General features: G+C 66.4%; 26 protein-coding genes. 18 read left to right on the top strand and 8 right to left on the bottom strand.

What is annotated here, in order from left to right:
• Window positions 1-41: 41 nt before the first annotated feature.
• The 6 genes from A5758_RS19190 to A5758_RS19165 are packed head-to-tail and all read left to right on the top strand — an operon-like array spanning window position 42 to window position 6177.
• Window positions 42-1034 carry a sigma-70 family RNA polymerase sigma factor gene (locus tag A5758_RS19190; RefSeq protein WP_067743183.1) on the top strand — a complete coding sequence of 331 codons (993 nt, stop codon included), beginning with the start codon at window positions 42-44 and terminating at the stop codon, window positions 1032-1034.
• Window positions 1024-2346: a sugar ABC transporter substrate-binding protein gene (locus A5758_RS19185; protein ID WP_067743181.1), complete on the top strand. Its 1323-nt coding sequence runs from the start codon at window positions 1024-1026 to the stop codon at window positions 2344-2346. The genes A5758_RS19190 and A5758_RS19185 overlap by 11 nt, the downstream gene beginning before the upstream one ends.
• Window positions 2343-3284, top strand: coding sequence for a carbohydrate ABC transporter permease (locus A5758_RS19180; RefSeq protein ID WP_067207060.1), 942 nt, complete (start codon window positions 2343-2345; stop codon window positions 3282-3284). The genes A5758_RS19185 and A5758_RS19180 overlap by 4 nt, the downstream gene beginning before the upstream one ends.
• 4 nt (window positions 3285-3288) lie before the next feature.
• Complete coding sequence (locus A5758_RS19175) at window positions 3289-4113, top strand: carbohydrate ABC transporter permease (RefSeq protein ID WP_369816465.1); 825 nt, start codon at window positions 3289-3291, stop codon at window positions 4111-4113.
• A 3-nt stretch (window positions 4114-4116) separates the two neighbouring features.
• The gene (locus A5758_RS19170) at window positions 4117-5187 is read left to right on the top strand and encodes an ABC transporter ATP-binding protein (protein WP_067743169.1); all 1071 of its coding nucleotides are present in this window, start codon (window positions 4117-4119) and stop codon (window positions 5185-5187) included.
• 24 nt (window positions 5188-5211) lie between these two features.
• Window positions 5212-6177, top strand: a complete 966-nt coding sequence (locus A5758_RS19165) for a patatin-like phospholipase family protein (protein ID WP_231987358.1) — start codon at window positions 5212-5214, stop codon at window positions 6175-6177.
• Between the two features lie 22 nt (window positions 6178-6199).
• Here the strand turns inward: A5758_RS19165 and A5758_RS19160 are convergent, their stop codons facing one another.
• On the bottom strand, window positions 6200-6487 hold the full coding sequence (locus A5758_RS19160; protein ID WP_067207077.1) for a DUF3349 domain-containing protein: 288 nt from the start codon (window positions 6485-6487) through the stop codon (window positions 6200-6202).
• 216 nt (window positions 6488-6703) lie between these two features.
• On the opposite strand from A5758_RS19160, the gene A5758_RS19155 reads away from it, so the two are divergent.
• The 11 genes from A5758_RS19155 (at window position 6704) to A5758_RS25380 (ending at window position 16792) form a co-directional block, all read left to right on the top strand.
• Window positions 6704-7537: a DUF3097 family protein gene (locus A5758_RS19155; RefSeq protein WP_067743164.1), complete on the top strand. Its 834-nt coding sequence runs from the start codon at window positions 6704-6706 to the stop codon at window positions 7535-7537.
• A 60-nt stretch (window positions 7538-7597) separates the two neighbouring features.
• Window positions 7598-9205 carry an iron uptake transporter permease EfeU gene (gene efeU, locus A5758_RS19150; RefSeq protein WP_067743161.1) on the top strand — a complete coding sequence of 536 codons (1608 nt, stop codon included), beginning with the start codon at window positions 7598-7600 and terminating at the stop codon, window positions 9203-9205.
• A gap of 43 nt (window positions 9206-9248) precedes the next feature.
• On the top strand, window positions 9249-10418 hold the full coding sequence (efeO, locus tag A5758_RS19145; RefSeq protein ID WP_369816464.1) for an iron uptake system protein EfeO: 1170 nt from the start codon (window positions 9249-9251) through the stop codon (window positions 10416-10418).
• Window positions 10419-10422: 4 nt separating this feature from the next.
• Complete coding sequence (gene efeB, locus A5758_RS19140; RefSeq protein WP_067743151.1) at window positions 10423-11706, top strand: iron uptake transporter deferrochelatase/peroxidase subunit; 1284 nt, start codon at window positions 10423-10425, stop codon at window positions 11704-11706.
• 163 nt (window positions 11707-11869) lie between these two features.
• Window positions 11870-12394: an OsmC family protein gene (locus A5758_RS19135; RefSeq protein WP_067207089.1), complete on the top strand. Its 525-nt coding sequence runs from the start codon at window positions 11870-11872 to the stop codon at window positions 12392-12394.
• A 22-nt stretch (window positions 12395-12416) separates the two neighbouring features.
• Complete coding sequence (cynS, locus tag A5758_RS19130; protein ID WP_067743144.1) at window positions 12417-12893, top strand: cyanase; 477 nt, start codon at window positions 12417-12419, stop codon at window positions 12891-12893.
• Window positions 12890-13957: an acyl-CoA dehydrogenase family protein gene (locus A5758_RS19125; protein ID WP_067743141.1), complete on the top strand. Its 1068-nt coding sequence runs from the start codon at window positions 12890-12892 to the stop codon at window positions 13955-13957. The genes cynS and A5758_RS19125 overlap by 4 nt, the downstream gene beginning before the upstream one ends.
• Window positions 13958-13967: 10 nt before the next feature.
• Complete coding sequence (locus A5758_RS19120; RefSeq protein ID WP_067743138.1) at window positions 13968-14588, top strand: RNA polymerase sigma factor; 621 nt, start codon at window positions 13968-13970, stop codon at window positions 14586-14588.
• Window positions 14585-14854, top strand: coding sequence for a hypothetical protein (locus tag A5758_RS19115; protein ID WP_067207098.1), 270 nt, complete (start codon window positions 14585-14587; stop codon window positions 14852-14854). Before A5758_RS19120 ends, A5758_RS19115 begins: the two co-directional genes overlap by 4 nt.
• On the top strand, window positions 14851-15765 hold the full coding sequence (locus A5758_RS19110; protein WP_067207104.1) for a formate/nitrite transporter family protein: 915 nt from the start codon (window positions 14851-14853) through the stop codon (window positions 15763-15765). The genes A5758_RS19115 and A5758_RS19110 overlap by 4 nt, the downstream gene beginning before the upstream one ends.
• Window positions 15766-15901: 136 nt before the next feature.
• Window positions 15902-16792: a universal stress protein gene (locus tag A5758_RS25380; protein WP_082939765.1), complete on the top strand. Its 891-nt coding sequence runs from the start codon at window positions 15902-15904 to the stop codon at window positions 16790-16792.
• Here the strand turns inward: A5758_RS25380 and A5758_RS19095 are convergent.
• From A5758_RS19095 to A5758_RS19085, 3 genes are read right to left on the bottom strand one after another with little or no spacing between them, the layout of a single operon-like run.
• Window positions 16684-18321 (bottom strand): bifunctional 3-(3-hydroxy-phenyl)propionate/3-hydroxycinnamic acid hydroxylase, encoded by a 1638-nt coding sequence (locus A5758_RS19095; RefSeq protein WP_067743129.1) that lies wholly within the window; start codon window positions 18319-18321, stop codon window positions 16684-16686. The genes A5758_RS25380 and A5758_RS19095 overlap by 109 nt on opposite strands.
• A complete protein-coding gene (locus tag A5758_RS19090) occupies window positions 18318-19268 on the bottom strand; it encodes a fumarylacetoacetate hydrolase family protein (RefSeq protein ID WP_067743125.1) in 951 nt (316 codons plus the stop codon). Before A5758_RS19090 ends, A5758_RS19095 begins: the two co-directional genes overlap by 4 nt.
• Complete coding sequence (locus A5758_RS19085) at window positions 19265-20395, bottom strand: VOC family protein (RefSeq protein WP_067743122.1); 1131 nt, start codon at window positions 20393-20395, stop codon at window positions 19265-19267. The genes A5758_RS19090 and A5758_RS19085 overlap by 4 nt, the downstream gene beginning before the upstream one ends.
• A 95-nt stretch (window positions 20396-20490) precedes the next feature.
• Between A5758_RS19085 and A5758_RS19080 the strand changes: the two genes are divergently transcribed.
• Entirely contained in the window at window positions 20491-21132 is a 642-nt protein-coding gene (locus A5758_RS19080) for a TetR/AcrR family transcriptional regulator (protein WP_067743119.1), read from the top strand.
• On the opposite strand, the gene A5758_RS19075 is transcribed toward A5758_RS19080, so the two are convergent.
• From A5758_RS19075 to A5758_RS19060, 4 genes are all read right to left on the bottom strand, one after another.
• Window positions 21129-21980, bottom strand: coding sequence for a pyridoxamine 5'-phosphate oxidase family protein (locus tag A5758_RS19075; protein ID WP_067743116.1), 852 nt, complete (start codon window positions 21978-21980; stop codon window positions 21129-21131). The genes A5758_RS19080 and A5758_RS19075 overlap by 4 nt on opposite strands.
• Before the next feature lie 79 nt (window positions 21981-22059).
• Window positions 22060-22533 carry a type II toxin-antitoxin system Phd/YefM family antitoxin gene (locus A5758_RS19070; protein ID WP_156622711.1) on the bottom strand — a complete coding sequence of 158 codons (474 nt, stop codon included), beginning with the start codon at window positions 22531-22533 and terminating at the stop codon, window positions 22060-22062.
• 15 nt (window positions 22534-22548) lie between these two features.
• Window positions 22549-24105 (bottom strand): MlaD family protein, encoded by a 1557-nt coding sequence (locus tag A5758_RS19065; protein ID WP_067743113.1) that lies wholly within the window; start codon window positions 24103-24105, stop codon window positions 22549-22551.
• Window positions 24099-25193: a virulence factor Mce family protein gene (locus A5758_RS19060; protein ID WP_067743330.1), complete on the bottom strand. Its 1095-nt coding sequence runs from the start codon at window positions 25191-25193 to the stop codon at window positions 24099-24101. The genes A5758_RS19065 and A5758_RS19060 overlap by 7 nt, the downstream gene beginning before the upstream one ends.
• Window positions 25194-25196: the final 3 nt, after the last annotated feature.

The raw sequence follows: 25196 nt of genomic DNA, 5'->3' as shown, positions 1-25196 counted from the left end.
CAGTCATCTTCTTGACGGCTCCTGTGCGGAAAAGGTGACCCATGAGCGCCCCGAAAAATTTGACGGATCTTGCCCAGCGTTTCGACGCGGACCGGCGACACCTGAGGTCGGTCGCGTTACAGCTGCTGGGATCGGCGGCCGATGCCGACGACGCGGTTCAGGCGGCGTGGCTGAAGGCCAGCCGTGCGGATTTCGCCGCTGTTGACAACCTCACCGGCTGGTTCACCACGATCACCGCCCGCGAGGCCGTCGACCAGCTCCGGGCACGCAAGCGACGTGCGGAACAGCCGCTCGCCACCCCCGACGAACTGGACCGGATCGCTGCGACCGCGTCGCCGCCAGCGGACGAGGAAGCGCTCTTGACGGAGTCGGTGAGCAGCGCGCTGCTCGTGGTGCTCGACCGGCTCTCACCGGCGCAGCGCGTCGCGTTCGTCCTGCATGACGTGTTCGCCGTGCCGTTCGAGAGAATCGCCGGTCTGCTGGACCGGTCGCCGGAAGCCGCGAAGAAGCTGGCAAGCCGGGCGCGTGCGCGGGTGGCCCACCCGGGCGGCGAGCCCGAGCGCATGGCGAAGCACCTCGAGGTCGTCGAGGCGTTTCTCGCGGCGTCCCGCGGCGGTGATATCGCCGGTCTGCTCGCACTGCTGGCCCCGGACGTGGTCCGCAGGGTCGATCGGGCACTGGTCCCCGACGACGTGCCGACCGAGCTACGCGGCGCCGCACGGGTCGCGGAGGAGACCCGTCGATTCGCTCTCCGGGCACGGGCCGGTGCGGTCGTGCTCATCGATGGGGCTCCGGGGATCGCGATCGCGCCAAACGGGCACGCCGAGGCGCTGCTGCTGATCGCCGTCGGAACCGATGACCGCATCCACGCGATCGACATCACCGGGGACGCCGGCCGCATTCGCCGGGCCGTGCTGGCCCTCCCGAGTTGGCCGATCCAGCAACACCACAGCCGCATCGGGTACCAAGGACAGGAGAAACCGCCGGCCGGGCGGCCGGCAACGGGGCGAGAACGGGAGCACCATGCTCGATAAGCCGTTCGGACGGCGCGGGCTGCTGCGCGGTGCCGGCGCGCTCACCGCGGCATCCCTGGCGCCGTGGGCCGCCGGCTGCGCACCCGAAGAAGACGCCTTGACGTTCTTCTTCGCGGCCAACCCCGACGAACGCGATGCCAGGATCCGCATCGTCGACGAGTTCGCGCGCCGCCACCCCGATATCAAGGTCCGCCCGGTGCTTTCGGCTCCGGGCGTGATGCAGCAGCTGTCGACGTTCTGCGCCGGCGGAAAATGCCCGGATGTGTTGATGGCGTGGGACCTCACCTACGCCGAGTTGGCCGCCCGTGGCGTGCTGCTCGACCTCAACACCATGCTGTCCCGCGACCAGGCCTTCGCCGCCGAGCTGAAATCGGACGGTATCGGGGCGCTCTACGACAGCTTCACGTTCAGCGCAGGCCAATACGCACTCCCCGAGCAATGGTCCGGAAACTACCTGTTCTACAACAAGCGGCTCTTCGCCGAGTCCGGGTTGCCGCCCCCGCCCAAAACGTGGCAAAACCCGTGGAATTTCACCGACTTCTTGAACACCGCCACGGCACTCACCCGGCGGGATCGCTCCGGGCGAGTGACCCAGTGGGGCTTCGTGAACATGTGGTTCTCCTACTATTCGGCCGGGCTGTTCGCCATGAACAATGGGGTGCCGTGGTCCACCCCGCTCAAGAACCCGACCCACTTCAACTTCGACAACGACGCCTTCATCGAGGCGGTGCAGTTCTATGCCGACCTGGCCAACAAGCACAAGGTCGCGCCCAATGCGTCCGAGGTGCAATCGATGTCCACGCCCGACCTGTTCGCGGCGGGCAGGGCGGCGATGGCGATGGGCGGCCACTGGCGCTACCAGACCTTCATCCGGGCCGAGGGCCTGGACTTCGACGTCACCTCGTTGCCGGTGGGGCCGCGCCGGCAGGGCCAGCCCGCCCATTCGGACATCGGTTCCACCGGATTGGCCATCTCCGCGAGCAGTCAACGCAAGGAGCAGGCATGGGAATTCGTGAAATTCGCGACCGGCCCCGTCGGGCAGGCGTTGATCGGTGAATCCAGCCTCTTTGTGCCGGTGTTGCAATCGGCGCTCGACTCGGCCGGCTTCGCCAAGGCCCACCAGAACCTCGACAACCTCGCCGTCCTCACCCAAGGACCCGCGTACTCCGAAGGGCTGCCCGTCACCCCGTCATGGGAGAAGATCGTCGCCTTGATGGACCGCAGCTTCGGGCCCGTGCTGCGTGGATCACGGCCCGCCACGTCGCTGGCGAGTCTGTCGCCGGCCATCGACGAGGTGTTGCGCAACCCATGACGTCGGTCGATGCCACCACGCGCACACCCGCCAAGGGCGCCGGTCCGTGGCGACGGCGGGCCCGCGCCGGCCGCTTTTTCGTGGCGCCGAATCTGGCCGCCGTCGCGGTGTTCATGCTGTTTCCGCTGGGATTCTCGCTCTACATGAGCTTTCAGCGGTGGGACGTCTTTCGGCCGCCAAAGTTCGTGGGCCTGAGGAACTTCCAAGAGCTGTTCACCTCGGACCCGCTCTTTCTCATCGCCATTCGCAACACCGTCGTCTTCACCCTCGGAACGGTCGTGCCGACCATCGTCGTCAGCCTCGTCGTGGCCGGCGTGCTGAACCGAAAGGTGAGGGGCATCGGCATTTTCCGCACCATCGTCTTTCTGCCGCTGGCCATCTCGTCGGTCGTCATGGCGGTCGTCTGGCAGTTCGTCTTCAACACCGACAACGGGTTGCTCAACATCATGCTGGGCTGGGTCGGGGTCGGCCCGGTCCCGTGGCTGGTCGAACCCCGATGGGCGATGGCCTCGCTGTGCATCCTCAGCGTGTGGCGCAGCGTGCCGTTCGCCACCGTCATCCTGCTCGCGGCGATGCAGGGCGTTCCCGAGACCGTGTACGAGGCGGCGCGAATCGACGGGGCCGGCGAGATACGGCAGTTCGTGTCGATCACGGTGCCGCTGATCCGTGGGTCGATATCATTTGTGGGCGTCATCTCGATCATTCACGCGTTCCAGGCTTTTGACATGGTCTATGTCCTCAACGGCGCGAACGGCGGCCCCGAAACCGCCACATATGTCCTGGGCATCATGCTGTTCCAGCACGCGTTCTCCTTCCTGGAATTCGGGTATGCGTCCGCGCTGGCGTGGGTGATGTTCGCGATCCTGCTGGTGCTGACCGTGGTGCAGCTGCGAATCACTCGGCAACGGTCTTGGGAGACTTCTCGTGGCCTCAGCTGAGCGGGTGTTCACGCGCAATGTCGTTCGTAGCCTGGTGGTCTACACCGCGCTGCTCGCCATCGCCTGGTGCTGGTTGTTCCCGATCGCCTGGGCCGTGTCCGGCTCATTGAAGCGGGAAGGCGAGATCACCGAGCCAAGGCTGCTACCGGCGCACCCGCGGTGGTCCAACTACACCGAGGTGTTCTCGTTGATGCCGTTCGCGCGGATGTTCTTCAACACCGTGCTGTACGCCGGGTGCGTGACCGCCGGCCAGGTGTTCTTCTGCTCGCTGGCCGGATACGCGTTCGCCAGACTGCAATTCCGCGGTCGCGACACACTGTTCGTGTTATACCTTGGCACCTTGATGGTGCCGCTGACCGTGACCGTGATCCCGCAGTTCATCTTGATGCGGACGGTCGGGTGGGTCGACACACCCTGGTCGATGATCGTGCCGGGCTTGTTCGGCAGCGCGTTCGGTACCTACCTGATGCGGCAGTTCTTCCGGACGCTTCCGACCGACCTGGAGGAGGCGGCGATACTCGACGGTTGTTCGCCATGGCAGATCTATTGGCGAATCCTGTTGCCCCACGCCCGCCCAGCGGTGATGGTGCTGGCGGTGCTCACCTGGGTCAACGTGTGGAACGACTTCCTATGGCCACTGCTGATGCTCCAGCGCAACAGCCTGGCCACGCTGACGCTCGGCCTGGTGCGCATGCGGGGCGAGTATGTGGCGCGCTGGCCGATCATCATGGCGGCCTCGATGCTCATCATGCTGCCGTTGGTCATCATCTATGCGATCGCGCAGCGGTCCTTCGTCAGGGGGATCGCTGTCTCGGGGCTGAACGGGTAGCCCATGGCCTCAGTGACTTTCGACCAAGCGACGCGGTGTTACGCCGGAGCCGACCGGCCGGCCTTGGACGGCCTCGACCTGGACGTCGGCGACGGCGAGTTCGTCGTCCTGGTCGGTCCCTCCGGATGCGGCAAGACCACCTCGCTGCGGATGGTGGCGGGGCTGGAATCGCTGGACTCAGGGCGCATCCGGATCGGTGACCGCGACGTCACCACCGTCGATCCCAAGGACCGTGACGTCGCGATGGTCTTCCAGAACTATGCGCTCTACCCGCACATGACGGTCGCGCAAAACATGGGCTTCGCCCTGAAGATCGCCAAGACACCGAAGCCCGAAATCCGCGACCGGGTCCTGGACGCCGCGAAACTGCTTGACCTGCAGCCCTATCTGGACCGCAAACCCAAGGACCTCTCCGGTGGGCAACGCCAGCGGGTGGCGATGGGACGTGCGATCGTCCGCCGGCCGCAGGTCTTCCTGATGGACGAGCCGCTGTCGAATCTCGATGCCAAACTGCGCGTGCAAACCCGCAACCAGATCGCGGCGCTGCAACGGCGGCTCGGCACCACCACCGTCTACGTCACCCACGACCAGGTCGAGGCGATGACGATGGGTGACCGCGTCGCCGTCCTGTGCGACGGCGTGCTGCAGCAGTTCGCCGCGCCACGCGAGCTGTACCGCAATCCGGTCAACGTCTTCGTCGCGGGTTTCATCGGGTCGCCGGCCATGAACCTGTTCACCCTGCCGATCGTCGATTCCGCCGTGTCGCTGGGGGATTGGCACATCCCGCTACCCCGGGAGCTCACCGATGCTGCGAGCGAAGTCGTCGTGGGGGTCCGCCCCGAGCACTTCGAACTGGGCGGCCTCGGTGTCGAGATGGAGGTCGACGTGGTCGAGGAGCTCGGGGCGGATGCCTACGTCTACGGCCGAATCACCGGCTCCGGCAAGGTCATTGATCAGCCCGTCGTTGCGCGTGCCGATGGACGCCGGCCTCCGGAAAAGGGCAGCCGGGTGCGCCTGCACCCGGAGCCGGGGCACCTGCACTTCTTCGGTGTCGACGGCCAACGAATCTGTTGAGGGGGTAGGCCTATGGCGTCGACGGTGAGCACGTCCCGCGCCGATCTGGTGTGTGAGGGCGGCGGCGTCCGGGGCATCGGGCTGGTCGGCGCGGTCGACGCGCTGTCCGGGGCCGGTTACCGGTTTCCCCGCGTCGCGGGTAGCAGCGCGGGCGCGATCGTCGCGTCGCTGATCGCGGCGCTGCAGGTCGCGGGCGAACCGCTGAGCCGGCTCGCGGAAGTCATGCGGTCCATCGACTACCGGAAGTTCCTGGATCGCAGTCTGATCGGACACGTGCCGCTGATCGGCGGGGGATTGTCGCTGTTGGTGTCGGACGGTGTCTACCGCGGGGCCTACTTGGAACGGCTGCTCGCCGGTCTGCTCGCCGACTTGGGTGTGCGGACGTTCGGTGACTTGCGCACAGGCGAGGAGCCGGACCAGTTCGCGTGGTCGCTGGTGGTGACGGCCAGTGACCTGTCCCGGCGCCGGCTGGTGCGCATCCCGTGGGACCTCGCTTCCTATGGCATCGACCCCGACCAGTTTTCGGTCGCCCGCGCCGTGCACGCCTCGTCGGCGATCCCCTATGTGTTCGAACCCGTTCGGGTCAGCAACGCCACCTGGGTCGATGGCGGCTTGCTCTCCGATTTTCCGGTGGAGCTGTTCGACCGGCCCGACGCTGAGCCGCGATGGCCGACATTCGGGATCCGGCTGTCCGCGCGTCCCGGCATCCCGCCCACCCATCCGGTGCACGGACCAGTTTCGTTGGGAATCGCGGCGATAGAGACACTGGTAAGCAATCAGGACAACGCCTACATCGACGACCCGTGCACCGTCCGGCGCACCATCTTCGTCCCCGCCGAAGAGGTCAGCCCGATCGACTTCAACATCACCGCCGAGCAACGCGACGGCCTGTATCAACGAGGATTCCAGGCGGGCCAACAGTTCCTGCGGACCTGGAGCTACCCGGACTACCTGGCGGCGTGTGGCGGACCGGCGAAAGGCGCTAAGTAGGAGTCAGATCCCGCGTCGAGGCTTATCCGCGCGCGCAGCGGATCTCATCGAGGCGATGTCCGACCCGCTCAACGTCGGCCGGCAATGGCAATTGGTTGGTGACACGGGTGATTTCCACACCGATATCAACGGGGCTGATCGGCCAGAATTGGCGCCTCATGAGTTTGCTTGCAATGGCGGTGATCTCGTCGTCGCAAAGTCGCCGGCGGGTCAAGGCCGCCAGGGTCGCATATCCGGTTGTCGGCATGCCTGCGGGGTAGCCGGCCCGCACGAAAGCCACGATGCTCGACACCCAAAGGGCCAGGTCCATATTCCCACCTCGCTCACCGCCGCGATGTAAAGAGCGGCAGATCTTACAAGTAGCAACGTACCATCGGCAACGTCATCAGCTGAGTAACGCCACACAGTTAAAACGCATTTTTTACTCGTCGGTGTTGCGCGGGCGGCGGGGCGATCTTCGCCACGATCCTGCGCCGACGGGCGCGCCGTAACGACGTTTGGCCGCAAGGCTTTCTAGGATTGCCGCGTGGTTGATCGCTACGGAACCGATGTCCTTGCCGCAGGCCGGCGCAAGCCCCGCTCGACCGAGCACCCAGCCGAACTGGGCCTCGTGGTCGAGGACGTGCAGACCGGGTACGTCGGTGCGGTGGTGAGGGTCGAGTACGGGCGGGTCGATCTGGAAGACCGGCGCGGGCACGTGCGCGGCTTCCCTTTGGGCCCTGGCTATTTGCTCGAGGGCCGTCCGGTGATCCTCACCCCGCCGCGTCGTGCGGCGCCTGCCGCCGCCACGAGGACGGCGTCCGGCTCGGTCGCCCTGCCGGGAGCCCGCGCCCGGGTGGCCCGCGCCAGCCGGATCTACGTCGAGGGGCGGCACGACGCCGAACTCATCGCGCAGGTGTGGGGCGAGGACCTGCGGATCGAGGGTGTCGTCGTCGAGCATCTCGGCGGCGTGGACGACCTGGTGGAGATCGTGGCGGAGTTCGCGCCCGGTCCGGGGCGCCGGCTCGGTGTGCTCGTCGATCACCTGGTCACAGGTTCGAAGGAGGCGAGGATCGCCGACGCGGTGCGGCGAGGGCCGGGTGGCAGCGACACGCTGGTGGTCGGCCATCCCTACGTCGACATCTGGCAGGCCGTGAAACCCCAGCGGCTCGGCCTGGCGGGCTGGCCGGATGTGCCACGGCACATCGAGTGGAAGCACGGGGCGTGCCGGGCGCTCGGCCTGCCCCACGCCAACCAGGCGGACATCGCCAGGGCCTGGCGGCATATTCGGTCCCGGGTGCGCGACTGGAATGACCTCGAGCCGGCGCTGATCAGCCGGGTCGAAGAACTCATCGACTTCGTGACGCAGCCGGCCTCGTGACGCAACGGGCTTAGGCTAGGCTAAGCCGGGATCCCGACCCGCGGGACAGAAATCGGGCGCATGCAGGGCGTATTCGGCGTACTAATCGGCACCTTTCTCATCGGCCTCCGTGAAGGCCTCGAGGCGGCGCTCATCGTGAGCATCGTCGGCGCCTTCCTGAAACGAAACGGCCAGCCGATACGGCCGATGTTTGCCGGCGTCGCCTCGGCGGTGCTGATCAGCGTCGCGGTCGGGGTGGGCCTGAATCTGTTCGCGACGAGCCTGCCGCAGGCGCAGCAGGAGATGATGGAAACCGTCATCAATGTCATCGCCGTGGTGTTCGTGACGTCGATGATCATCTGGATGAACGGCAACGCCGCGCAGGTCAAGGGCGAGCTCGAGCGCGATGCCCGGCAGGCGATCAACCGCGGCGGTGCGCTCGCCTTGGCCGCGATGGCCTTCCTCGCCGTCCTCAAGGAGGGCTTCGAGACATCGGTGTTCTTGTTGGCGGCCGCCCAGACGTCGCACGGCAACCGATGGTTCGCCGTACTGGGTGGTGCGCTGGGGATCGCGGCGGCGGTCGCGATGGGTGTCGCGCTGTACTTCGGCGGATTGAAACTCAACATCGCCCGCTTTTTCCGGGTCACCGGGGTGTTCTTGGTGTTGATCGCCGCCGGGCTGGTGCTGGGGGCGCTGCGTACCGCACACGAGGCCGGCTGGGTGAACATCGGGCAGCGGCGGGTGTTCGACCTGTCCGCCTGGCTGCCCAGCAACTCGGTGCTCGGCGCGGTGACCGCCGGGATGTTCGGGATACCCGCCGACCCCCGAGTCATCGAGGTGGTGGGCTGGCTGCTCTACGCGGTACCCGTGCTCGCCATCTTCTTGTGGCCCGCTCGCCTTGCCGCCGCCCCGCGGGACAGGGGGCGCCTTTTGGCGGCCGCCTCGATGCTGCTACTCCTCACCGCCGCCGCGCTGGTGGCGCTGGTGCCGGCCGGCGGCTCTTCGGGCGACCCGCGGACCCGCACCGTCAGCGATCGTGCCGGCCACACCGCCACGGTGTCGCTGGTGAATGGGCCGCACGGACGGGAGCTCGCCATCTTCGCGCATGGCACCTCAACCGTCCGCAACATCCTGCTCGTCCCGGCGGACGACAAAATCGTGGACGGCTTGCCGGTACAGGTATGGCAGGCTTCTGAGGCTGCCGGGGCCGACGGCGCGTCGGAAGTAACGCTGGATCAGTTGCTGAGCATGACCGGGGGCCGGCTGCCGGTCGGTTTGGCGGTTGGGCGCACTCCGGGGCCGTTTCAGGGTCAATGGTCGACAACCACCGTGTATACCGTGCTTGCGCACAGCGATTCCGTGCTAAATGCGCAGGCAACGAGCAACCGCACGGCGGTTTTGACCGGCGGTGGGCTGACCGGGGCCAAGACCGTCAGTCTTGGCGGGCTGGCGACGGACTGGTCCACGTCCGGGGCCGAAGACCGCTCGGCCGCCGCGCAGATCGCGGCAAGTCATCGAAACCGTGCGGAAGCGCAGCTGTGGAAGGTATGGCTTCCGCTGGCACTGGGTGGTTTTGCTCTGGCCTGCGTCCTTGGCGCTGTAGCCTCGGCGCGGCGCGGGACGCCGACCGAACAGGAAAGGAAGACGGTTGACACCGAATCGAATCGCCCGAAGTTACCGGTCCTTTGAGTTCTGGCCGGCCGCAACGGCGTTGGTCGTAATCACAACGTCCTTGGCGACGGCCTGTAGTCACTCGAGTGGCAACGCGAGCCGCGCGGAATCTCAGAAACCCGGCGGCACCAACGCGGTCAAGGTCACCATGGCCAGCACCGGCGGCAAGGACGGCTGCGCCCTTGACAACACCAGCGTGCCCGCGGGGCCGGTGACCTTCACGGTGGCCAACACGAATGCGCCCGGTATCAGCGAAGTCGAATTGCTCAGGGACCAGCGGATCGTCGGCGAGAAGGAAAATCTCGCGCCCGGCTTGGATCCGGTCTCGTTCACGGTCACCTTGGACGGCGGCGCGTATCAGCTCTACTGTCCGGGCGCGAGCACCGAATACCAAACCCTCACCGTCACGGGCAAAACACCGGCGGCGCCGACGGGCACCGTGGCCGGCATCCTCAGCCAGGGGACCAAGGACTATGCGGGCTACATCGTCAGCCAGATCAGTCAGCTCAACGATGGCGTGAAGGCACTCGATGCCGCCGTGCAGTCTGGCAACGTCGACGCCGCGAAGAGCGCTTACGCCAAAGCCCGGCTGTTCTGGGAGCGCTCGGAGTCCACCGTGGAGGGCTTCGTGTTGCCGGGCTTCGCGGTCGGCGACAATGCCGGCAGCCTGGACTATCTGATCGATATGCGTGAGTCCACGCCGGTCGACGCCAAGGTCGGGTGGAAGGGCTTCCACGCCATCGAGCGTGACTTGTGGCAGGGTGGCGCGATCACCCCCGCCACCAAGGCATTCAGCAGCGAATTGGTCGGTAACGTCGGCAAATTGAACGGCATCGTCGCCAACCTGCAGTACAAGCCCGAGGACTTGGCCAACGGTGCCAGCGACCTGATCGAAGAGATCCAGAACACCAAGATCACCGGCGAGGAGGAGGCCTTCAGCCACATCGATCTGGTCGACTTCTCGGGCAACGTGGAGGGCGCTCAGCAGGCGTACGCTTCGCTGCGGCCGGGCCTGGAGAAGATCGACGCCAATTTGGTCAACCAGATCGATCAGCAATTCCACACGGTGCTGGCCACTTTGGACGGATACCGTGACCCGTCCGCGCTCGGCGGCTTCCGGACGTACACCCCTGCGCTGAAGGCCAGCGACGCGCCAAAGCTCACCGCGGTCATCCAGCCGCTGCACCAGAGCCTGTCGACGGTCGCCCAAAAAGTCGTCTCGGCGGGCTGACCTCGTGACCGACGACACGACCGAAACCGCCGAAGCCGCAGCGGTTTCGCGCCGGCGGATGCTTGGCGGTGCCGTGCTGGCCGGACTCACCGGCACCGCGGTCGGCGCCGCGGGTGGAGGCTTCGCGGGTTACGCGCTGGCGGCCGAACGCAAAGGCGATGACGACGACAACGTCGACCTGCGGCGTAGTTATCCTTTCTACGGCCAGGTGCATCAGGGCGGAATCGCCACGCCGCCACAGCGTTACGCCATGTTCATGTCCTTTTCGCTGGCCGCCGGCGCTGGCCGCACCGAGCTGCAGACCCTGCTGGCGCGCTGGTCGGCCGCGGCCGCGATCCTGCAGCAGGGAAAGCCCGTCGGCACCGTGCAGCCACAGGTCGAGGTGCAGCCGCCCGTTGATACCGGGGAGGCCTATGGGCTGAGCCCGGCCAGTCTCACCGTCACCATCGGTTTGGGACCGTCGCTGTTCGGCGATCGCTTCGGCCTGGCCGCACGGCGGCCCGCCCTGTTCATCGATCTGCCCCCGCTCAACGGGGACAACCTGGACCCCCGCCTGCGCGGCGGCGATCTGTCCGTCCAAGCGTGCGCCGACGACCCCCAGGTCTGCTATCACGCCGTGCGGAACCTGGCCCGGCTGGGCCGCAACATCGTCTCGCCGTCCTGGGCGGTGCTGGGATTCGGACGAGCATCGGCCGGCCCGGGCCAGCACACGCCCCGAAACCTCCTGGGTTTCAAAGACGGAACCCGCAACATCGCCACGGATGCGGAGTACGACCGGTTCGTCTGGGTCGAGGACAGCGACCAGCCGTGGATGAACGGCGGGACGTATCAAGTCGTGCGCAAGGTTCGGATGCTGCTCGAGACATGGGACGTCGACCGCATCGGCAATCAACAGCGGATCTTCGGCCGCACCAAAGAAGAGGGGGCGCCGCTGAGCGGCAAGGGCGAATTCGACACCCCGGACTTCACCGCCAAAGGCGCCGACGGCAACCCGCTGATCGACCCGATGTCTCACGTCGGCCTGGCCGCCCGGGAGAACAATGACGGCATCATGATCCGGCGCCGGTCCTACAACTACACCGACGGTCTCGACGCCAACGGCCAGCTCAACGCCGGCCTGCTGTTCATCTCGTACCAAAAAGATCCGCAAGATTTTATTCGCCTGCAGAACCGGTTGGGCGCCCACGACCTGCTCAACGAATACATTCGCCACATCGGCTCAGCAATCTTCGCGGTGCCGCCGGCGCCCGCCGAAGGCCACTACATCGGGCAAAGCCTTTTCAGCTAAGCAAATCTCCCCGAGAGTCGTCCGACGTTGGACGGCGCCGCGTTTCGGCTGTGTGATGTTTCGTGTCGCCCACGTAAATCAATGCCGCCCGCCGTCACACATCGGCCGTCGTAGAGCACTAACTCCGTGAAGCCACAAAATCAGCGAAAACGGAGGAATTCACATGACCGACGCGCTCGTCATCGACGCCGAAGGCCTCGACAAGCTGTCGTGTAACGCCAGGACCAACCCGGAGACCGGCAGGAAGACCCTGAAAGCCAAGACGGTGTGCGAGACCGGGTTCCGCAACATGACCTACGTCCGCGACCTGGCGCCGATGCTGGTGGGCGAGCCGCCCGCGCTGCTCGGCGACGACTCGGCGCCCAACCCCTCCGAGACCGCGCTGGCGGCGCTGGGTTCGTGCGTGTCGGTGGGCTTGCTGGCCAACGCGACACACCGCGGGGTGACACTGACCAAGATCGAGGTCGAGATGGAGGGCGACATCGACATCTCCGCGGTTTGGGGGGTGGGTGACACGCCCGAGGGAAAGCGGCTGGGCTTCAGCGCGGTCCGGTGCAAGGTGACGCTGGCCGGAGACGCCGACGACGCGACACTCAAGGAGATCCACGACAACGCGATCGCCTGGTCACCCGTGGTGAACACGTTCCGCAACCCGGTGAGCGTCGACTCGACTCTGTCCACCGAATAGGCATCGAGACGGGAAGCATTCCGTGACAACAATATTGACCAAGACCGATCTTGCCGAGCTGATCAGGCTGGCCCGCGTCCGGCGGGGATTGAGCTGGGCGAAGATCGCCGAATCGATCGCCAAGGACCCGGTGTGGACCGTCGCGGCGCTACTCGGACAGCATCCGCTCTCGGCCGGCGACGCGGCAACGGTCGCATCGCTTCTCGACCTCGACGACGAGGCGGCAACGGTTCTGCAAATGATGCCGTACCGGGGTTCGGATGCGACCATGGTGACAGACCCGACGATCTACCGGTTCCATGAGGCGCTGGCCGTCTACGGCCCGGCGATCAAGGAACTCATCCATGAAGAATTCGGTGACGGCATCATGAGCGCGATCAACTTTCAGATGAGCGTGCGCCGGCGCCCGCACCCCGAAGGCGACAGAGTGGTCGTCACTTTCGACGGCAAGTTCCTCGACTACGCGTGGAAACACTCCGCCCAGGAGGTATCGAGATGACGACGACGATGAATCCGGCTGCCAGTCAGTTGAATATCGAACTGCTGGAAGACATCCGGGCCCATGCCGGGGCACTGGACCGCGGCGAGCATCAATCCCGTCGCAGTTTCGCCGCACTGGGTACCGCCGGCCTGCTCGGGCTCGGCGCGCCCGCCAACGCCGACGGCAGGCTCCCCGACATGGCCGAAGTGATCCGGTTGATCTCCGGAGAATGCATGAGCACCGGGTTCTCATTGTGGGCCCATCGCATGGCCGTGGACTACTTGCTCACGGCGGCAACGCCTTACAGTACGGTGGCGGCCCGGTCGCTCCTTGCCGGGACCACGCTGGGGGTGACCGGCATGGCGTCGGCATTCAAGGAGGCGGCGGGCTGCGGAAGCCTGGAGTTGACCGCCACGCCGGTCGAGGGGGGCTACGAGGTGGCCGGGGCGATCAGGTGGGCCAGCAACCTCTACCCCGACTCGACCATGGTGACCGCGGTGCGTACCGACGCCGGGGAGAGGCTGATCGTGGCCTTGCCGCTGAACATGCCGGGCGTGGTGGTGGGCGATCACTTCGACCTGCTGGCGATGGGTAGCACCGCCTCGTCGTACCTGAACCTGACGGGCGCCTATGTCCCCGCGGAGCAGGTGTTGTCCCGTGACTTCGAGGACTTCCTGCAGGCGGTCCGTCCGACGTTCCTCGTCTTGCAGTCGGCGATGTGCCTGGGCCTGACCCGGACTGCGGTAAATCAGGCCAAAATCGGTCTCGGCGGGGTGAACTCGGTGTTCAGCACCCAGGTCGAGCACGTGGCGGAAAAGCTTGCCGATGCGGAAACCACGCTGGCGGAACTTGCCGCGGCGGTGGGCGGTGTCGAGTCGCCCACCAAGAAGGAGCTGTTGTCGCTGCGACTCGCCGCGGCCGAACTGTCCAGCGCCAGTGCGGATCTCGAGATCCGCACCGCCGGTGGCAAGGGTTATGCGAGCAGGACATCGGCCAGCCGTCGCTACCGGGAAGCGGCGTTCATCCCCGTCCAATCCCCGTCCGAAGGGCAGCTTCGCTGGGAACTGGCCGCATGCGCTTGAGTGCGAGACGATGGTGACCCCGGTGGCGGTGCCGCCGGGGGGCACCGAATCGGAACGGGTGGTCGGCGGCATTCCGCTGGCCAATCTGGTCCGCGACTTTCATCGGCCGATGGTCAATTTCGCCCGCACCATGGTGGATTCGGCGACGGTGGCCGAAGAGGCCGTGCAAGAGGCGTGGGTGCAGGTGCTGCAGTCCGCGGATTCATTCGAGGGGCGCTCCTCGGTCGGCACCTGGTTGTTCGGGATCGTGAAGAACACCGCGTCGCGGCACCGGCGCCGTGAATCCCGCATCCGCGACCACGAGGTGCTGTCCGCGGATGACGTCGACCCCCTGGTGGGCCGTATGCATCCCGCCGGCCATCCCGATGCGGGGCACTGGAGTATCCCGCCGTCGCGGCGCTTTCTGCCGGAGGACCACACCGTCGAGAACGAGCTCATCGGATATGTCCGTACGGCGTTGGACGCGCTGCCCGAGCGGCAACGGCAACTGGTCATCCTGCGGGACGTCGTCGGCACGACGGCTGAAGAGGCGGCCGAACTTCTCGAACTGACCACCGAGGGGCAGCGGGCGCTGCTCTACCGCGCCCGCGGAAATCTTCGCAACGAATTGGAAAAGCGGTATCGCCGATGACCATCCACGACAACGCGGTCCCCGCGATCGACTGCGTCGACTTCGTCCGCCTCGTCGACGAACTTGTCGACTCCGATCCGCGGCAGTGGGGACCGATCGTGGCCAAGCACCTCGACGAGTGCCCCCCGTGCCTGGTCTACCTGCAACAGATGCTCGACCTCAAGATTCTGCTCAACCACGTCTTCGAGGGGGAGAAGCTCAGCGCGGAGCACATCACCGGGGTCATCAACGCGATCAACGCTTTACGGAAAGGCGAACACCGATGACCATCGACGCGCAAGCGCCACAGTTGGAAAGCGCGGCCCCGGCGCCACCCGCATTCGCCGCCTTCTCCGCCGGTGTCGCGACGAACGCCGTCGCCGACGATCCGTTCGAACCGCTCAGCGTGGGGGCCATGGTGGACCGAGTGGCCGCCATGGCCGTGGAAAAGGCGACGCACCCGTGGGCGTTTCTGATGCGCTCGGTGGTCGGCGGTGTGATGGTCGCGTTCGGGGCGCTGCTGGCGTTGATGGTAAGCACCGGAGTCAAGACCCCGGGTGTCGCAAGCCTGTTGATGGGCCTGGCGTTCGGCATGTCGTTCGTCCTCATCCTGGTGTCCGGCATGTCGCTGATCACCGCCGACATGGCCGCGGGATTTCTGGCCGTCCTCAACCGCGTCATGAGCGTCGGCGGCTACGCCTTTCTGGTTACCGTCGGCCTCATCGGCAACGTCCTGGGCGCGCTGGTGTTCGTCACGGTGTGCGGGGCCGCGGGAGGCCCATACCTGGGCGCCTTCGCCGAACGGGCGGCTACCGTCGGCGCGCAGAAGGCCGGCCAGCCGTTCTGGACCGCACTGCTGCTCGCCGTGGTGTGCACCTGGTTCCTGCAGACGTCGATGTGCATGTTCTTCAAGGCTCGCAGCGACGTCGCCCGCATGACGTTCGCGTTCTACGGACCGTTCGCATTCGTGATCGGCGGCACCCAGCACGTGATCGCCAACGTCGGCTTCCTCGGTCTTCCCCTGTTGCTCAACCTGTTTCACCCGGCCGCACCGTGCGGCGGGATCGGTTGGGGATTCGGCCAACACGGCCTGCTCACCAACCTCGGCATCACCACCGTGGGCAATCTGATCGGCGGCACGCTGTTCGTGGCGTTACCTTTCTGGGTCATCGCGCGGCTACAACGGCACCGCGCCTAGCCGGCAAGTGACCGTGCCGTTACAGCGGGCTTAACAGCTCCCGCGAAAGCCCTCCGTCCCGTGGGTTAGGGACTTAAGCCTCACGACCGACGACCCCCTGGGTTTATAGCGTCGCCGGTGATGGAGGGAGAGCGAAATGTCCGGACCTGATCAAGAGCGCGGCGTCGTCGTCGCGGTGGACGGCTCGAAGGCATCGAACGCCGCGGCGATTTGGGCCGCCCACGAGGCAGCGATGCGGAAAATTCCGCTGACCGTCGTCCACGCGGTGACGACCCCGACCGCCACCTGGCCGCCGGTCCCATACCCCGAGTCTCTAGCGGTGCGGCTGGAAGACGAGGGCAAGAAGGCGGTCATGCACGCGATCAAGCTCGCCGAAGAGGCGCTGCCGGCGGACCGAAAGGCCGCCATCCACCGGGAACTCGTGTACTCCAGCCCGGCACTGGCCCTGATCAACATGTCCGGCGAGGCGGAGCTGATCGTTGTGGGCACGGCGGGGCGAGGATTGCTGGCCCGGGGTGTGCTCGGTTCGGTCAGTGCGACCGTGGTGCGGCACGCCCATTGCCCGGTCGCGGTCATCCATGGCGACGACCTGCCGGACATGGACAACGCTCCCGTCGTCGTGGGGGTCGACGGCTCGCCGGCTTCCGAGCTCGCGATCGAAATCGCCTTCGACGAAGCCTCCCGTCGCGGTGTCGGCCTGACGGCCCTACACGCATGGAGTGACATCACGATAAGCGAACTCCCGGAAGCGGATTGGTCGTCGCTGGAAGCGGAGGCGCACCGCAGCCTGGCCGAGAACCTGGCGGGTTGGCAGGAACGCTATCCCGATGTGACGGTGCAGCGACTGGTCGTACGTGACGCGCCGGCCCGGCAGCTCGCCGAAAAGTCGGAAACCGCCCAGCTCCTCGTCGTCGGCAGTCATGGGCGCGGCGGTCTGACCGGTGTGCTGTTGGGATCCGTCAGCAACGCGGTCCTGCATTCGGTTCGGACGCCTGTGATCGTCGCGCGGCCTGCGGCATCCGCCTGAACTGCGGCGGGGCGAATGACGGTTGCCGTCCAGGCACAAAGGGCGGCAAGGTCGCGTTCGGCGTGCGCCACGGTACGGTCGGGGCGCACCAGTGCGGCGGTGGCACGGCCTCGTTTTAGCCATGCCTCCAGCGGGCTGCCGGCTTCGGCGACCAGCACGGTGACTTGGCGCTGCCGCAGCGCCGCCTCGTCGGCCGCACCAGGGCGGGCGGTGCTGATCAACGCGAAACCGCCGCCGAGCACGTCGTCCAAACGTTGACCGTCGCGTAGCGTCGGGTTCGGGCAGAGCATGCCGGCGAGCCGGTGCGGTCGCAGGGATCGGCGTACCAACGCGGAACGGTGCAGCGCAGGGGTTCTCGAGTCGACGACCTTGTCTCGCAGGCCGGGGATGAGCCGCAGCCGTGGCAACACCGCCCGGCGGGCCGCATTGCCCAGGCGGCCGCCGCCGGTCATGGCCCAACCGACGCTCAGCGCCAGGCGAATCATCGATCGGGTATGCGGTTTACGTTCCCGCTCATAAGTCTCCAGAACGCTCGGCGCCAGGGTGCCGTGGTGAACTCCGGCAATCTTCCACGCGAGGTTGGCCGCGTCTCGCAGTCCCGCTCCCATACCCTGGCCGATGAACGGGGGAGTGAGGTGCGCAGCGTCGCCGAGGATGAAGACGTTGCCTCGACGCCAGCGATCGGCGATCTGCGCGCGGAAGGTGTACTCGGCGACCCGCAACAGCGTCAGCTTGCCGATGGGTACGGTACTCGTCCACGGCTCGATCAAGGGCCGCAATCGGTCCAGGCTGCCGAAGTCATTCGCGGTTTCGCCGGCCAGCAATTGGAACTCCCACCGGTAGCGGGCCGGCCCGATGCGCATGTAGGTCCCCGCGCGACCCGGGTCGCACACCTGGTGGACCCCGTCCCACTGGCCCAGATCCGCGTCGCTGGCGATGTCCACAACCAGCCAGCGCTGCTGAAAGTTCAAGTCCCGCATGGCCGAGCCGATCTGGGTGCGCACCATGCTGTTGGCGCCGTCGCAGCCCAGCAGGTAGTCGGCGTCGACCTGGTGAGCGCGGCCGTCGGAGCGATCGGTGAAGGTGACCCGGACACGTGTTGCGCCCGTCACGATGTCGGTGACGTCGGCGTTCCCGCGCAGCCGGGCGTTGGCGTGGCGTTCGAGGTTGGCCCGCAGCAGGGCCTCCAATTCCGGCTGGTCGAACATGTTGGCCTGCGGGTAGCCGTGCACACTGCGCCCGGGATCGCGGTTGAACTCGGCCAGCGTGCGGAAACGGTTGTCTACCAGCCGCAGGCCCAGCGTCGGCCGCGACATCGCGGCGAACTCGTCGGCGATCCCGAGGCGGGCGATGATGCGATAGATCTCATCGTCCAGGTGCACGGCGCGCGGTTGGGCGTACACGCCGGGCCAACGGTCGAGCACCAGGCAGTCGACGCCGTACTGCGCCAACAACGTGGCGGCGGTGACGCCGGTCGGTCCGGCGCCGACGATGACGACGGGGACCCGGCGGGTCGACGGGGTGGTCACGCGAATCGGACTGCGGTGCGCTGCGTTCCGAGATCGATGGCCCCGTCGTCGGTGGCCACCGACGCCTCGACGACGTCGCCGTCATGCAGGTAATTCTGGTTGGCGGCCTGGCGCGAGAAGAACATCTTCCATTTCATGGCGGGCGGCAACAGGTTTCCGATGAGCTGCACGGGCTTCGGCGGGGCGCTCAGCGCGGTGCCGGCCGGGGTGCCGGTGAGCACCAGGTCACCCGGGGCGAGTTCCTGGAACTGGGTGAGCGACTGCAGCGCTTCCAGTGGCCGATACAGCATGTCGCCCTCGACGAGGGCGTTTTGACGTTCCTGGCCATTGACACGCAGGCGCAGGCGCAGATCGCCGAAGCGCTTGAGCTCATTGGCGGTGAGTAGCACCAGCTCCGGGCCGACCGGTGTGAAAGTCGGATACGACTTGGCCTCGTAGAACTGGGTTTGCGGAAGTTGAATGTCCCGCGCGGAGACGTCGTTCGTGACGACCAACCCGGCGACGAAATCGTCCAGGTTGTCTTCGGAGATGGTGGTGCCGATGGCAATCGCACGGCCGATGACGAGGCCGATCTCCACCTCGTAGTCGAGCAGCCTGACGTGCTGCGGTTTGACGATGTCATCGAAAGGCCCGTTGATGGACGCCGATGCCTTGCGGAAGAACGTGAGCGGGATTGACGCCGGATCCATGCCCGCGTCCCTGACGTGCGATTCGTAATTGGTCATTTGGGCGATGACTCGGCACGGCCGGGTCACCGGTGAGATCAAGTTGAGGGTGTCGACGGCAACGGTCTCGGTACCGTTGGCCGCTCTCTCGATGGCGGCCCGGTCGGCCAGCAGCGCTGCGGTGCTGGTGGCCGTGGTGTCGATCTTGACTGCGCCGTTGGCGGTCTTGAGCCACCAGCCGTGGCCGGTTTCAGAGGCGGTGTGCAGCACGGAAAGGGTCATGAGGTGGGAACTTTCAGTAGGCCGACCAGGCGTTTGACATCGAATTCGTTGTCCGCGCGGAGCGCGGTGGCCATCGAAACCAATTCGCGCCGAGCCGATTTCGCGTCGGTTCCGAGGAAATCCTTGGTAGCCGGTGGCCCCCACTGGGCCAGCCCGGATGCGGTGAAGGGCGCCCAGCCCGGGTCCAGCGTGTTGTCGAACAAGTCGCCATCGGTGAAGTGTTCGAACAGATAGCCATCGGGATCGCGCCAGTAGTCGAAGATCTGACTGCCCTGAATGTGCCTGCCGATTCCCCAGGACCGGGAATAGCCCCGCGCACCAAGGTATTCGCCGCCGGCGGCCAGCGCGTCGAGATCGCTGACCTGATATGCCGAATGGACGTAGCGGTTGGCCGGACCGAGGGCCATCGCCAAGGTGTGATGGTCGGCCGGTGTCGAGCCACGGTCGCACCGGATGAAACTCATGGTTGGGCCTCGGTCGCGCTGGCCGGGGAAGTACAGGAAATCGCTGACGATCATGCCCAGGTTGTCCAGATACCAGTTCAGCGCCTCGACGTACTTGGTCGACTGCACCACGAGGTGGCCCAGGCGCTGCACCCGCGCGGGCTCTCGGGGCGGACGCTGGCCGGTGTTGACGCGCCGCATGTCGTTTCCGAAATTGAAGGCGGGGGTTTGTTGGCCCGGCAGTTCCGGGAGTTCATGCAATCCGGCGACGACGCGGACCGGCATGCCACTGGGGTCGATCAACTCGACCGACACCCCGCCGATGGTTTCCGGCAGCGGCCGCACGGATGCGCCCGCGGAGTCCGCCAACCGGAGCACGTCGGCCTCGTCGGTCGCCCGGAACGCCGCGCCGGCGAAGCGGCTTCGCCGGCCGCGACGCAAGATGAGGCATGGCGCTCCCGCCCATGTTCCGCGTAACTGCAGTTCGTCCGGGCCGTGTTGTGCCGTGTGGAAGCCGAACGTCCGCGCGAACGCCTCGGCCCGGGTCAGGTCCGGGCGCTCGAACTCCAACCACGCGATGTCGGCGACTTTGATCACCGGGTTACGCGACCGCCCCGGATGCTCGCCGGGCCGTGCGGTCTGCTCGCTGTGCGCCTGCCGGCTGGCGCTATCGGTCAAATCCATGACAACTCCCAACTAACTGACGAAATCGTCACATACGAGAGAAGGTTCAGTCAAGGATCTGACGGAATCCTCATAACTGATGCATACTGCTATGAATGAGCGCGACGGCAGAACCGACCAGGCTGGAGCGGCGCAAGCGGCGTACCCGGGCTGCGCTGGTCAAAGCCGCGCAGCGGCTGATCGCCGAGGGCAAGGTAAACGTCCCGGTCCTGGAAATCACCCAGGCCGCCGACGTCGGGATGGGGTCCTTCTACAACCACTTCGACAGCAAGGAGCAGTTGTTCGAGGCCGCGGTCGCCGACGTCCTCGACGCCTACGGCTCGATGCTCGATCAGCTCACCGAAGCCATCGAGGACCCGGCCCAAACTTTCGCCACCAGTTTTCGGCTGACTGGCCGGCTGTTTCGTCGGCACCCGCAGGAGAGCCGGATCTTGTTGGCCAACGGGCTGGAACTGCTGTCGTCGGAACGGGGTCTGGCCCCGCGCGCACTCCGCGACATCAAAGCCGGCGTGGCGGCCGGGCGGTTCGACGTCGAGGACCCCGAGTTAGCCCTCGCCATGGCCGGGGGAGCGCTGCTGGGCCTCGGAAATTTGTTGCGTGACCATCCCGATCGCGACGATGCGCGCGCGGCCGACGTCGTCACCGAAAACGTTCTGCGGTTGTTCGGGCTCAGCGCCGACGAGGCGCACGCCATCTGCCAACTCCCCTTACCGGACGGGGGACTCTTCGAAGGCTAGCGGGCGACGGCGTCCACGGCGAATGCGACGTTTCGACCCACTCCGCCGTCATCGCCTGCCTCGCCCGGGGTGGTCCACCGCACGTGTGCGGTGCCGGTTATGTGCAGGGTGGCGCCGGTTTCGAAATCGAGGAACAGCAAAGCGGCCTCGTCGTCGACGGCCAGGTTGCCATAACTGTTGAACATGTTGTTCCCCGGAAAATCCGGCCACCACAGTCGGTCTGCGGAGTCGACTCGGACGAATCCCGGTGGTCCTCCGCGATGTGACGCATCTCGACCACGGGTGGGATGGCTGGTGCCGAGAAAGAACGTGTCGGCCCGTGCAATCAACGCTTGATCGGACGCATCCAGAACGGTCGCGCGTCTCGCAGCTATTTGAGGAGGGGCAGCAAGGGTGGCCCCATCGATGGCGTGGCGATGAATGTACTTGGGGCAGTTGCCGTATGACTGATCGACGCGGACGGTCATACCACCCGGGTGGTCAGCACTGACAAGCTCGCCGTTGACCCGTAGCCTGCGGCGGGTGGCGAAGTCGATGGCGATCAGTCCTACCTGTTGGCCGGTCGGGATCTCGTGCAGGGGATCGCCGCCGCGGGGGAACGCCGACACCCGCAAGATGTCATGGTGGCCGCGGAGGAAACCCGGCGGTGCGGCCAACGGCGAGATCCAGAGGACCCCCGCGTGGTCGCGCGCGGTCAGCACGGCGAACCGCTGTGACGCGAGAAACTTTGCGGCGCCCGGAGACAGGCCCGATGAGTCGAGCATGCCCTCGAGCCGCCTGGCCTCGGCTTCGACGCCCGCCCGGCGCTGCGTTGCGGTCTCGCCCTCGTGGAAGCCGGTCGCGGTCACATGAGCCGTAACGCCGCCGCGACCGCAAACCTTCCGTGCATCGCGGGAAACCAGCGGCTGTTCATGGCGGGCGGTGTCCCTAGGCGACCGACACGATGCGGGCAACCAGCTTGCCGCCCCGGATGACGTCGATCGTCTGGCCCGCCGCAACCTCGTCGAAGTAGCGCCCCGCACGCTTTCGCAATTCGTCGAGCTCGATCCCGCCGCCGGTGTCGACCGGGCTCGGGGTCCTCTCCGCTTCACCGGCGGACACGATCTGCGCCAACAATCTGCCGCCGCGAACAACGCTGATCGTCTCCCCGGCCGCGACCCGGTCGAAGCAGCGCCCGGCGCGCGTTCGCAGTTCGTCCAGCCCGACCCACCCGCCGGCGTCCCGCGCCGCGAGTTTCGCAGACCGCGCCGGGATGGGAGCCACCCTCCAGTCACCGACGGGCACCATCCGCGCCACGAGCTTGCCGCGACGGACGACATCGATGGTCTCCCCGGCGGCAACCCGTTCGAGATACGTACAGGCGTCACTCCGAAGTTGGCCTAGGCCAATGGCTTCCCGCATTTCAATCCAATCCCTTCATCGGCTGGCCGGCGGCGCCAGCATGTCCTTCCAGCCGTCGTCTCCCGTTTTGCTCGAGTTGTCGACCGCGTACTTCACACCGTCGGGCCCCACCAGTTCGCCGCTCTGGGGGAGGTAAACGGCCGGGGGAGGACCGCCGGGGGTGTAGACGCAGGGATTCGGCTGCTGCCCATTGCATTCCACGGTTCCCGATCCCGGCCGCTGCAGTGGATCGCTGATCGGGGGTGGCGTCCCCGCCACCCGGTCGGAGGGCGCCGGGTTGAGGCCGTTGTTGACCGACGGCGCGGGTATCACCAGCCCCGGCTTCACCGGCTGGTCGCAGCGCGCCGCCGGCGCCGGGCAGGTGACGAGCTGGTTGGGGTCGCCGTACCACGGGTTGGTTCCCAACGGAACGTACGGTTTGGGGTCGCGGCACTCACGCGGCGTCGCAGCCCGCTTACCCGGGACATCGACACACGGAAGGTTGCGTGCGCCGCGCACCGCGTTGGCAGGGGTGTCCTGCGGGATCTTGCAATACGTTCCGGACGGCATCGGCGCCAGGCTGGTATCCGCGGGAGACCGCCACTGGGATGCCGGGAGAAACCCGGTCAGACACGGCGGGGGCTGGTTGATCGTCAGCGAGGTCCCGAGCGATGCGTAGCCCGGGAAGGCAGTCGTGACCGTCTGACCTTCCGAGGCGCCCTGCGGATAGGCCACCAGCAGTTGCTCGACGCCCTTGTGGTAGCGCTTGAGCATGTCGAGCACGATTTCGAGATTCGCCAGTGTCTGCGGGAGCGACTCTCGGACATCGCTGAACACCTCGTTGACCTGATCGGCGGTCGGCGCCGCCTGGGTCAGGATGCTTTGTAGGTGCTGGTCGTTTTCCGCGCTCTGCGCGGCCAGGATGTTCAGGTTGTGCGACCAGCGCTCGATCGAGTCACCGGAGTTGACCTGGCTGTCGATGATGGGCCCGGAGTTTTGGACGATGTCGTTGATGTCGGAGATGTTGGTCTTGAAGTCACCGGCGATCGCCTGCGTCGCATCGACCAGTCGCTGCAGCGCGGGGCCCAATCCGCCTACCGCTTGGGCTGTTTCGTCGAGCAGCGTGGCGATCTTGTCCTTGGGCAGCGCGGCCAGCCCCCGGTTGGCGGCATCGATCGCCGGCCCGATGTCGGTGGGGATGGTGCCCTTGGTGATGGTCTGACCGGGCGAAAAGTATTGGCGCGGGTTACCCACCGACACCAGGTCGAGATACTGCTCACCGACTGCCGACACCGAATGCACGTTCGCCGACGCGTCAATCGGGATCCTGTAACGATCGCCGATGCTCATCGTCACCCGCGCGCCCGTAGCGGTCGGGTCGACAGCGGTGACCGTGCCGATGGTTTCACCGCGATACGTCACGTTGGAGGTCTTGTACAGACCGCCCGACGCGGGCAGGTCCGCCTGCAGCGTGTACTGGCCGATCCCGGCCGCGGCGGGAATCTGCAAGTAGTACCAGCCCAGCGCAACCGCGGTGATCGCAGTCAGGACGCCGAACATGACCAGCTGGCGCTTGATGAAGCGGGTCAGCATTGCCTGTCCGCCCTTTCGACCAGAGGGCCGCCGGGGGCGTCGTTGGGGTTCGGCGTGTACCGGACGTCCGGGATCATCGTCTCGGGGTCGCGGCCCCACGATTGCTCGAGCGCACGCAGTGCTCCGGAGAACCCGGTCCCGGTGAGGACTGCGTTGTCGACAGCGCTCATCGTCAGGTCGAGCGTCAGCGACAAGTTGAAGTAGTCGCCGCGGAACGCCTTGGGCACGGCGTCGATGTCGAACGGCCGGACCAGGATCAGCTTGAGTGCGCGAATCAAGTAGGGGGAGGCACGGCCGAGTTCCCGCAACGGGCACTGCAGCGACAACAGATCCTGGTGGAGGTCGCCCCGCGCGGCCGACAGGTATTGGTCGGCAACTCCGCTGAGCCGCCCCGTAGCGTCGACCGCGTCGATCAGAAGTTGCTGTTTATCGGCGAAATGTTTGAGCAGTGGCGGGAATTCGGTGAGGACCCGATCCAGGACGTCGGAGCGGGGACCGACGTACGCCAGCAACCGGTTGGTGGAATCGATGGCCCGGGTGATGTCAGCGCGTTGCTCGTCGAGCCGGGCGGTGAAGGTGTCCAGCTTGCCGAGGAAGGCACGGATCTGCTCGGCCCGACCGTTCACGATGTTGTAGACCTCGTTCTGCAGCACTTCGAGGTTCGGGATGCCTCCGCCGCGCAGCACGATGGCGAGACTCGCGAGCGTCTGCTCGGTCGTGGGGTAAGTGGACGCATTCTTGAGCGGGATGGTGTCGCCGTCCCTCAGTAGCTCCGGAGACGGGTTGGGGGGCGCCGCCAGCTCCACATGCTGCGAACCCAGCAGGCTGGTCTGTCCGATCTTGGCGGTCGCGTTCCTGGGCAACTTGACGTTCTTGCCCAGACGTAGCGTCAGCGTCGCGACCCAGTTCTTCAGTCCGATCGCGCGCACCGTGCCGACAAAGACATCGGCCACCCGCACCCGGCTGTTGTCGTTGAGGGCCAGCGTGTCGGGCATCTGCACGTAGACGGTGTAGGAGCCGGGTCCGGAGCCCGGGCCGCCCGGCATCGGCACGTTCGCGATTCCATGCCACTTCTGTCTCTTATACACATC

It is taken from the genome of Mycobacterium sp. 852014-50255_SCH5639931 (assembly GCF_001665605.1).
GTDB classification, from domain to species: Bacteria; Actinomycetota; Actinomycetes; order Mycobacteriales; family Mycobacteriaceae; genus Mycobacterium; species Mycobacterium paraffinicum.
This window is presented reverse-complemented; position numbering and strand designations above follow the sequence as displayed.